Raw genomic sequence first — 8,252 nt, 5'->3', positions numbered from 1 at the left:
CCCGCCTGGACCTGCCGGCGCCGCTGCAGAAGCCGGCCAGCGAGCCGCTGCCGACCACCGTGGCCGCGCAGTTGCCGATGGGCGCTGGTCGCATCGACGTGGCATTCGGCCAGCGTCTGGCGCTGGCCGCGCGCAGCCACAACAACCAGACCGGCGTGCAGGTCACCCTGGGCAGCGACCGTGTTGACCGCGAACCGCCGCCCAGCGGGCTGACCATCAATGGCCGCAGCCCGACGCTGGATGCGCTGGAATGGATCGGCCTGGCCCGTGGCGCCGGTGGCGATGGCGATCCGATGCCGCTGCGCGCAGTGGACGTGCAGGTCGGCCAGCTGATGCTGATCGGTGGTGTGTTCGAGCAGACCCGGCTGCAACTGCACCCCGGCCCGCAGGCGCTGGACGTGCGCCTGGATGGCCCCTCGCTGGCCGGCAAGTTGAACGTACCCAACGCCGATGGCGGCACCATCAGCGGCCAGCTCGATCGCGTGTATTGGCAATCATTGCCGACCCTTGCCGGTGCCACGGCGGCACCGGCACGGGTGCAGGCCGGTGCCGACGACATGGACCCGGCCAAACTGCCGCCGTTCGCGCTGGACATCGCCGATCTGAAGTTCGGCAAGGTCGTGCTGGGCCAGGCAGTGCTGCGTACGCGGCCGGTTGCCAATGGCCTGAGCGTGGAAGAACTGCGCTTCCGTGCCCCCAGCCAGGAGATCGACATCCGTGGCCGTTGGCTCGGCAAGGGCGGCGGCTCGCGCACCGCGCTTGATGCGCAGGTGCGCAGTGAAGACCTCGGCGGGTTGCTGCAGAACCTCGACTACGGCGGCCAGCTGCGCGGCGGCTCCGGCCACGCCCAGCTGCAGGCGTCGTGGCCCGGTGGTCCTTCCGATTTCCAGCTGGGCAACCTGCAGGGCCAGCTCGATGTGAACGCCCGCAATGGCCAGTTGCTGGAGCTGGAACCGGGTGCCGGCCGCGTGCTGGGCCTGCTCAGCGTCGCCCAGCTGCCGCGACGGCTGATGTTCGACTTCCGCGATTTCTTCTCCAAGGGCTTCGCGTTCAACCAGGTCGAGGGCAGCGTGCAGTTCGGCGAGGGCATGGCGCGTACCGACAAGGTGCTGATCGAAGGGCCGGCCGCGAACATCACCATCCGTGGCGAGGCCGACCTGCGCAAGCAGCAGTTCGACCAGACCATCGACGTCAACCCGCGCGCGGGCAACCTGCTTACCGTGGTCGGCGCGGTGGCCGGCGGCCCGGTAGGCGCCGCGCTGGGCGCCGCCACCAATGCGGTATTGTCCAAGCCACTGGGCGAGATCGGCGCCCGCACCTACAAGGTGACCGGCCCGTGGAAGGAGCCCAAGGTGGAAGTGATCGAGCGCAGCCGCGAACGCGCGCCAGCGCCGGCACCGCCGCCGCGCATACAACCATTGCCGGCCGTGCCGCCGACCGTCACCGAACCGCCGCCGCGCTGAGCCCGGCGTCCCCGTTTACCCCGGCGGACTTGCCTGGCCGCCTTCACACCCCCAGATCGAGACCATGACTGACAACGCCCTGACGCTTGCCCAAGATCGCCTGTTGCGCCCCGGTGGCCTGGATACCGCTGGCCTGGAGCGCACCTTCGGCCAACTGCTCGGCCCCGGTGTGGACTTCGGCGACCTGTATTTCCAGCATGCCCGGCGCGAAAGCTGGAGCGTGGAAGACGGCATCGTCAAGGACGGCGCCCATTCCATCGAGCAGGGCGTGGGCGTGCGCGCGATTGCCGGCGAGAAGACCGGCTTTGCCTATTCCGATGACATCCACGCCGGTGCACTGCTGGCGGCGGCGCAGTCGGCACGTGCGATCTCGCGCGAAGGTGGCGCACAGACCGGACGCTCGCTGCTGCGCGGCGATGCGCGCGTGCTGTATCCGGCATTGGACCCGATCGACGGCATCGGCAACGAAGCCAAGGTCGAGGTGCTCAAGCGCCTGGACGGTTACCTGCGCGCGGCCGACCCGCGTGTGAAGCAGGTGATGGTCAGCCTGTCCGGTGGCGTCGATACCGTGCTGGTTGCCCGCACCGATGGTGTGCTGGGCGCCGACGTGCGCCCGCTGGTGCGCTTGAACGTGCAGGTGATCGTTGAACAGAACGGTCGCCGTGAGTCGGGCTATTCCGGCGGCGGTGGTCGCTACGGCTATGAAGTGCTGTTTGCCGATGGCCGCCCGGAAGCCTTCGCCCGCGAGGCGCTGCGGCAGGCATTGGTGAACCTGGAGGCGGTGCCGGCACCGGCCGGGGTGATGCCGGTGGTGCTGGGGCCGGGCTGGCCGGGCGTGCTGCTGCACGAGGCGGTCGGCCATGGCCTGGAAGGTGACTTCAACCGCAAGGGCACCAGTGTCTACGCCGGCAGGATCGGCGAGCGCGTGGCTGCCCCGGGCGTGACCATCGTCGACGACGGCACCCTGGATGGGCGGCGTGGTTCACTCAACATCGATGACGAAGGCCATCCCACCCAGTGCACCACCCTGATCGAGGACGGCATCCTGGTCGGCTACATGCAGGACAGCCTCAACGCGCGGCTGATGGGCGTGGCGCCGACCGGCAACGGCCGTCGCGAATCGTTCGCGCACATGACCATGCCGCGCATGACCAACACCTACATGCGCGCCGGCCAGCATGACCCGGAAGAAATGATCCGTTCGGTGAAGAAGGGCCTGTACGCGGTCAATTTCGGCGGCGGCCAGGTCGACATCACCAGCGGCAAGTACGTGTTCTCGGCCACCGAGGCCTACCTGATCGAAGATGGCCGGATCACCGCACCGGTGAAGGGCGCGACCCTGATCGGCAACGGCCCGGAAACCATGCAGAAGGTGCGCATGGTCGGCAACGACCTGGCCCTGGACGAGGGCGTGGGCATCTGCGGCAAGGACGGGCAGAGTGTGCCGGTCGGTGTCGGCCAGCCTTCGCTGCTGATCGAGGGCATCACCGTCGGCGGTACCCAGGCCTGAGCACGGCGATGGCCACAGCCACCGCCATGCCCGACGGGGACTCAGTCCTCGTCGGCGTCGTCGACCGGCGCGTCCGCCTCGACATCCTCACCGGATGCCTTCAGGCCCAGCGCGGCCGGCAGCATCAGCGCGCGCAGCACCTGGAAGATTTCGCGGTAGGCGCGCGGCGGCTTGTTCTTGGCCTTTTCGGCCTGGGCGTTGCGCACCAGCGTGCGCAGCTGCTGGCGGTCGGCCTGCGGGTAATCGTTGAGCAGTGCGGCCAGCGCGGTGTCGCCCTCGTTCATCAGGCGTTCGCGCCAGTCTTCGGCACGGTGCATCATCGCCACTTCGCGGCGACCGGTATCGCTGTTGGCGTCCAGCGCATCGCGGATCGCGTCCAGCGCGGCATCGTCCTCGCGGCGCATGTGCTTGGCCAGGAACGCCAGCTGCCGCTTGTGCGCGATATGGGCGGTGATCCGCTTGCATTCGGCGATGTGCGGCAGCAGGTCCTCCGGGATCGGCAGGCGCGCCAGCTGGGCCGGGGTCAGCGACACCAGCTTCTCGCCCAGGGCCAGGACGTCGAGCGCATCGCGCCGGTTCTGGCTGCGGCTCTTGTCGTGGAATTCACCGGTTTCTTCGTCGCGTCCGCGCATCGTCCATACCTGATTTCAAAAAAAGTCGCCCGGCGTGATGCCGGGCCCAACCCGTACAGGATAAAGCATTGAACGTGATCGCCCCTGAAGTTGCCGTCGGCGACGACAGCCCGGCCCGGCTGGAACGGCTGGCCGACATCTCCCAGCAGCTGCTGCAGCGTGCCCGCGCGCTGGGCGCCAGCCAGGCCGAGGTCAGCTGCAGCGAAGACCGCGGGCTGGAGGTCAATGTGCGTCTCGGCGAGGTCGAGACCGTGCAGTCCACCCGTGACCGCGGCATTGCCGTGACCGTCTACTTCGGCCAGCGCAAGGGCAGTGCCAGCACCGCCGACCTGCATGAGGCCAGCCTGCTGGCCACCGTCGAGCAGGCCTGCGCGATCGCCCGTCATACCGAGGACGACCCGGCCGCCGGCCTGGCCGAGGCCGGGTTGATGGCCCGCGACTTCCCCGAACTGGACGGCTGGCACCCCTGGGAGCTGCAGGCCGACGAGGCGGTGGACCTGGCACTGGCCTGCGAGGCAGCGGGCCGCGAAGCCGATGCGCAGATCCGCAATTCCGATGGCGCCTCGGTGTCGAGCATGCAGAGCGTGTCGGTCTACGCCAATTCGCACGGGTTCATCGGCCGCGAGCGTGGTACCCATCATTCGATCGGCTGTGCGCTGATCGCCGGCACCGGCGATGGCATGCAGCGCGACGGCTGGTACACCGGCGCACTGGCTCGCGAGGACCTGGAAGATCCGGCGAGCGTCGGTCGCCGCGCCGCAGAGCGCACGATCGCTCGCCTGCAGCCACGCTCGCTGCCAACCGGCAGCATGCCGGTGCTGTACGCGCCGGAAGTAGCGCGCAGCCTGGTGGGCCATCTGCTGTCGGCGGTCTCCGGCGGCGCACTGTACCGCCAGGCCAGCTTCCTGCTGGACAGTGTCGACCAGCAGCTGTTCCCCGGCTGGATGCAGATCGAGGAGCTGCCACACCTGCGCCGCGGCCTGCGCTCGGCCGCCTTCGACGGCGACGGTGTGGCCACGCGTGCGTCGGCCCTGGTCCGTGACGGCGTGCTGCAGCGCTACGTGCTGGGCAGCTATTCGGCACGCAAGCTGGGCCTGCAGACCACCGCCAATGCCGGCGGCGTGCACAACCTGCAGCTGGCGGCCAACGCCGGTTCGCTGCAGGAGATCGCCGCGCAGATGGGCAACGGCCTGCTGGTGACCGAGCTGATGGGGCAGGGGGTGAACGGGGTGACCGGCGACTACTCGCGCGGCGCCGGCGGCTTCCGCGTGGAGAACGGCCAGATCCAGTATCCGGTGGACGGCATCACCATCGCCGGCAACCTGCGGGACATGTTCATGGCCATCGAGGCGGTCGGCAGCGACGTCGATCCGCGCTCGCACATCCGCACCGGCTCGATCCTTGTGGGACGGATGACGATCGCCGGCAATGATTGATGCCATTGATGGCGTAAGCTAGGCCCGCCTGACGCGACCGGCTTGCCGCCGGTCGGTCAAGACCACCCAATAAAAAGGAGTTTTGTCGTGAGCGAATTCGAGAACGTCCCGGCGGCGAGCAGCGTGCCTGCCGACCAGCGCACCATGGCCCTGGCAGCGCACCTGCTGGGCATCTTCACCGGTTTCATCGGCGCCCTGGTCATCTGGCTGATCAACAAGGATGACGCCAGCAAGGCCTTCGTCACCGACCAGTCGAAGGAAGCGCTGAACTTCCAGATCACCGTCGCCATCGCGATGTTCGCCTGCATCATCCTGACCTTCGTGGTCATCGGTGCGTTCCTGGCGCCGATCGTCGGCCTGCTCAGCCTGGTCTTCAGCATCATCGCTGCGGTGAAGGCGAACAACGGCGAGACCTACCGTTACCCGTTCGCGCTGCGCCTGATCAAGTAAGCGGTAACGAGCAACGACGCAAAAAGAAACGCCCGGCAATGCCGGGCGTTTCCGTGTGTGGCGCGCATGGTAGCGCCGGGCCATGCCCGTCGAGCGCGCAGCGCGGCAGCTCCATTGCTGCGATCAGTGGTCGCGTTCCACCGCCAGCGTGGCCAGCGCGCGCAGCGCATCGGCTTCTTCGTGATAGCCCGCCAGCGCCTGCTGCATGTGCGCGGACAGTTCGCGCAGCTGCGCCTTGGCGCCGTCCATGCCGAGCAGGGCAGGGAAGGTGCTCTTGTCCTGGGCCTGGTCCTTGCCGGCGGTCTTGCCCAGCTGCTCGGAACTGGCTTCGACATCGAGGATGTCATCGCGGACCTGGAAGGCCAGGCCGAGCGCATCGGCGAAACCGTCGAGCTGGGCCAGCACGGGTTCGGGCGCATCACCGCACAGTGCACCCATGCGCACCGCAGCGCGGATCAGTGCACCGGTCTTCAGCGCATGCATGCGGGTGAGCGCTGCCAGCGACTGCTGCTGGCCGGTGGCATCGATATCCAGTGCCTGGCCGCCGCACATGCCGGCCGCGCCGGAGGCACGGGCCAGGGTCTGCAGGCACGCCACGCGCAATGCCGCCGGCAGCGGCGCATCGGCCAGCAGGCCGAATGCACGGGTCTGCAGGGCGTCACCGGCGAGGATGGCGGTGGCTTCGTCGAAGGCGATGTGGGTGGTGGGCTTGCCACGGCGCAGGGCATCGTCGTCCATGGCCGGCAGGTCGTCGTGCACCAGCGAATAGGCGTGGATCAGCTCCACTGCCATCGCTGCGGCATCGAGCTTGTCCAGCGGGGCACCGAACACCTGGCCGGCGGCGTAGACCAGCAAGGGGCGCATGCGCTTGCCGCCACCGAGCACGGAATAGCGCATTGCCTGGTGCAGGCGTTGCGGGGCTTCGGCCGGCGAGGGCAGGGCGGCGTCGAGCTGGCTTTCGATACGGTCGCGCCAGCGCGCGAACAACGCCTCAGCCGTCATGGCTGGGCGGATCGAAGGGTTCGGCGGTTTCGGGCTGGGCCGGATCGCTGAGCAGGCGCACGCGCAGCTCGGCCTGCTCCAGCGCCTGCTGGCACTGGCGGTACAGACCGACACCACGTTCGTAAGCACTGAGCGACGCTTCCAGGCTCAGCTCGCCGGTTTCCATCTGCTCCACCAGTTGTTCCAGCGATTCGAGCGACTGCTCGAACTGGGCGACCGGGGAGGCGTTTTCGGGGGACTTCTTGGCCATGCGACAAGTGTGGACGGCGCGCGCGCGAGGGTCAATTCACCAGCCGCCCGGATGCCACTGCAACTGTGCATTGCGTGCCTGCAGCCAGGCCTGCAGCGGCGCGGCAATGACTACGTCGGCGGCCGCCAGCAGCTGCTCTCGGTCGAACAGCAGGGGCAGCTGCGCGCGTCGCCAGGGCGCCAGGTGCTCGCGCTGCAGGCAGTCCTTCAACGCGGATGAATGCGTACGCCCCGGCAGCACGATGCGTTCGCCCCCTTGGCGGGCGCGCAGTTGCAGCGGGTGTTCGAAGCCGTCCGTGCCGAGCAGGCGCAGCTGGCCGCCGTCGGGCAGCAGCAGTGGCGCGCGGCCGTCCCACGCCGCCTGCCAGTCCTTCGGCAGTGACGGCAGCTCTGCCGGCAGCAGGTAGGCGTGCTGGCGCCACTGGCGGATGGCGTGCTGTTGCCAACGCACCTGCGATTGCCGATCGGCGTCGGCGACCATCAATTCGTTCTGTGCCTGCCGCAGTACGTGCGCCGGCAGCGGCGCTGCGTTGTGCTGGCGTACCCACGCACGCAGCACGCGCGCAGCACGTTCCGGTGCGACCTGGCGCAGCAGCTCCAGCGACAGCACCCGTGGTGCCACTTCCAGGTGAGCGAGCAGCTCGGCATCTTCTTCGTCGAGCAGCGCGCGGGTCTGCGCGCTATGCGCGGCGCTGCCAGCCAATGCGGCAGCGGCGTGTGGCCAGCGCTGGCGCAGCAGTGGCAGCACCCGCAGACGCAGGAAATTGCGGTCGGCGTGGTCTTCGCCGTTGCTGGGGTCTTCGATCCAATGCAGGCAGTGTGTGGTGGCGTAGGCCTGCAGCCCACTGCGAGGCACAGCGAGCAATGGCCGCCACAGCCGATGGCCATCGAGGTGGCTGTCAGCGGTCATCGCCGCCAGCCCATCGATGCCCGAGCCGCGCAACGCGCGCAGCAGGAAGGTCTCGGCCTGGTCATCCTGGTGCTGGGCCAGCGCCAGGGTTTCTGCAGCCTGCAACTCGGCGGTGAATGCCGCACGGCGTGCCAACCGGGCGGCACCTTCGATGCCATGCCCGCCCTCACGCGCGACCTGCACGCAGTGCACGGCCAGCGCGATGCCCAGCGCAGCACACTGCTGCTGGCAGTGGCGCACCCAATCATCGGCAGCGGGTTGCAGACCGTGGTGTACATGCACGGCACGCAGTGGCGTGCCGGCGGCCTGCGCCGATCGCCACAGCCAGTGCAGCAGCACGGTCGAATCCAGGCCACCGCTGTAGCCGACCAGCAGCGGTGCATCCAGCGGAACGAGGGTGGGGAAGGCAGTCACGGCGGCAAGTATAGGGTGGGTCGGCAGGGCTGCGCCTTGCACCTGCAGAGGCAACTGCTGGAGCAACAGCAACAGCAACAGCGGCATTCCGAGGGATGGCGGGGCACTGTGCGTTTGCGGGGACGCCGTAAACCCGTCCATGGGGGCTTGGTCGCGGCATCCATGCCGCTCACACCCCGCAAACCC

8 protein-coding genes are annotated in these 8,252 nt (G+C 68.7%); 4 read left to right on the top strand and 4 right to left on the bottom strand.

Features of this window, described 5'->3' with window-relative positions; genetic code table 11:
- The coding region (locus DBR20_RS22760; RefSeq protein WP_308812607.1) for an AsmA-like C-terminal region-containing protein at positions 1-1,463 on the top strand (1,463 nt) is incomplete at its 5' end.
- Between the two features lie 64 nt (positions 1,464-1,527).
- Positions 1,528-2,973: a metalloprotease TldD gene (gene tldD / locus DBR20_RS07235; RefSeq protein ID WP_108265704.1), complete on the top strand. Its 1,446-nt coding sequence runs from the start codon at positions 1,528-1,530 to the stop codon at positions 2,971-2,973.
- Between the two features lie 41 nt (positions 2,974-3,014).
- On the opposite strand, the gene yjgA is transcribed toward tldD, so the two are convergent.
- Positions 3,015-3,605, bottom strand: coding sequence for a ribosome biogenesis factor YjgA (yjgA, locus tag DBR20_RS07230; RefSeq protein WP_089236366.1), 591 nt, complete (start codon positions 3,603-3,605; stop codon positions 3,015-3,017).
- A gap of 68 nt (positions 3,606-3,673) precedes the next feature.
- Here yjgA and pmbA point away from each other — a divergent pair, with 68 nt between their 5' ends.
- Both pmbA and DBR20_RS07220 read left to right on the top strand, forming a co-directional pair.
- Entirely contained in the window at positions 3,674-5,041 is a 1,368-nt protein-coding gene (gene pmbA / locus DBR20_RS07225; protein ID WP_108265703.1) for a metalloprotease PmbA, read from the top strand.
- An 87-nt stretch (positions 5,042-5,128) separates the two neighbouring features.
- On the top strand, positions 5,129-5,491 hold the full coding sequence (locus DBR20_RS07220) for a DUF4870 domain-containing protein (RefSeq protein WP_108265702.1): 363 nt from the start codon (positions 5,129-5,131) through the stop codon (positions 5,489-5,491).
- 123 nt (positions 5,492-5,614) lie between these two features.
- Here DBR20_RS07220 and DBR20_RS07215 read toward each other — a convergent pair whose 3' ends face one another.
- The 3 genes from DBR20_RS07215 to tilS are packed head-to-tail and all read right to left on the bottom strand — an operon-like array spanning position 5,615 to position 8,066.
- Positions 5,615-6,493 carry a farnesyl diphosphate synthase gene (locus tag DBR20_RS07215; protein WP_108265701.1) on the bottom strand — a complete coding sequence of 293 codons (879 nt, stop codon included), beginning with the start codon at positions 6,491-6,493 and terminating at the stop codon, positions 5,615-5,617.
- Positions 6,483-6,743, bottom strand: coding sequence for an exodeoxyribonuclease VII small subunit (locus tag DBR20_RS07210; protein ID WP_006381978.1), 261 nt, complete (start codon positions 6,741-6,743; stop codon positions 6,483-6,485). Before DBR20_RS07210 ends, DBR20_RS07215 begins: the two co-directional genes overlap by 11 nt.
- 36 nt (positions 6,744-6,779) lie before the next feature.
- Positions 6,780-8,066, bottom strand: coding sequence for a tRNA lysidine(34) synthetase TilS (gene tilS, locus DBR20_RS07205; RefSeq protein ID WP_258223239.1), 1,287 nt, complete (start codon positions 8,064-8,066; stop codon positions 6,780-6,782).
- Positions 8,067-8,252 lie beyond the last annotated feature (186 nt).

It is taken from the genome of Stenotrophomonas sp. HMWF023 (assembly GCF_003060985.1).
GTDB lineage: Bacteria > Pseudomonadota > Gammaproteobacteria > Xanthomonadales > Xanthomonadaceae > Stenotrophomonas > Stenotrophomonas lactitubi.
This window is presented reverse-complemented; position numbering and strand designations above follow the sequence as displayed.

Excerpts from the sequence above, each read along its gene's own strand:
- tldD (WP_108265704.1), top strand. The coding sequence starts at position 1,528 with ATGACTGACAACGCCCTGACGCTTGCCCAAGATCGCCTGTTGCGCCCC.
- yjgA (WP_089236366.1), bottom strand. The coding sequence starts at position 3,605 with ATGCGCGGACGCGACGAAGAAACCGGTGAATTCCACGACAAGAGCCGC.
- DBR20_RS07215 (WP_108265701.1), bottom strand. The coding sequence starts at position 6,493 with ATGACGGCTGAGGCGTTGTTCGCGCGCTGGCGCGACCGTATCGAAAGC.
- DBR20_RS07210 (WP_006381978.1), bottom strand. The coding sequence starts at position 6,743 with ATGGCCAAGAAGTCCCCCGAAAACGCCTCCCCGGTCGCCCAGTTCGAG.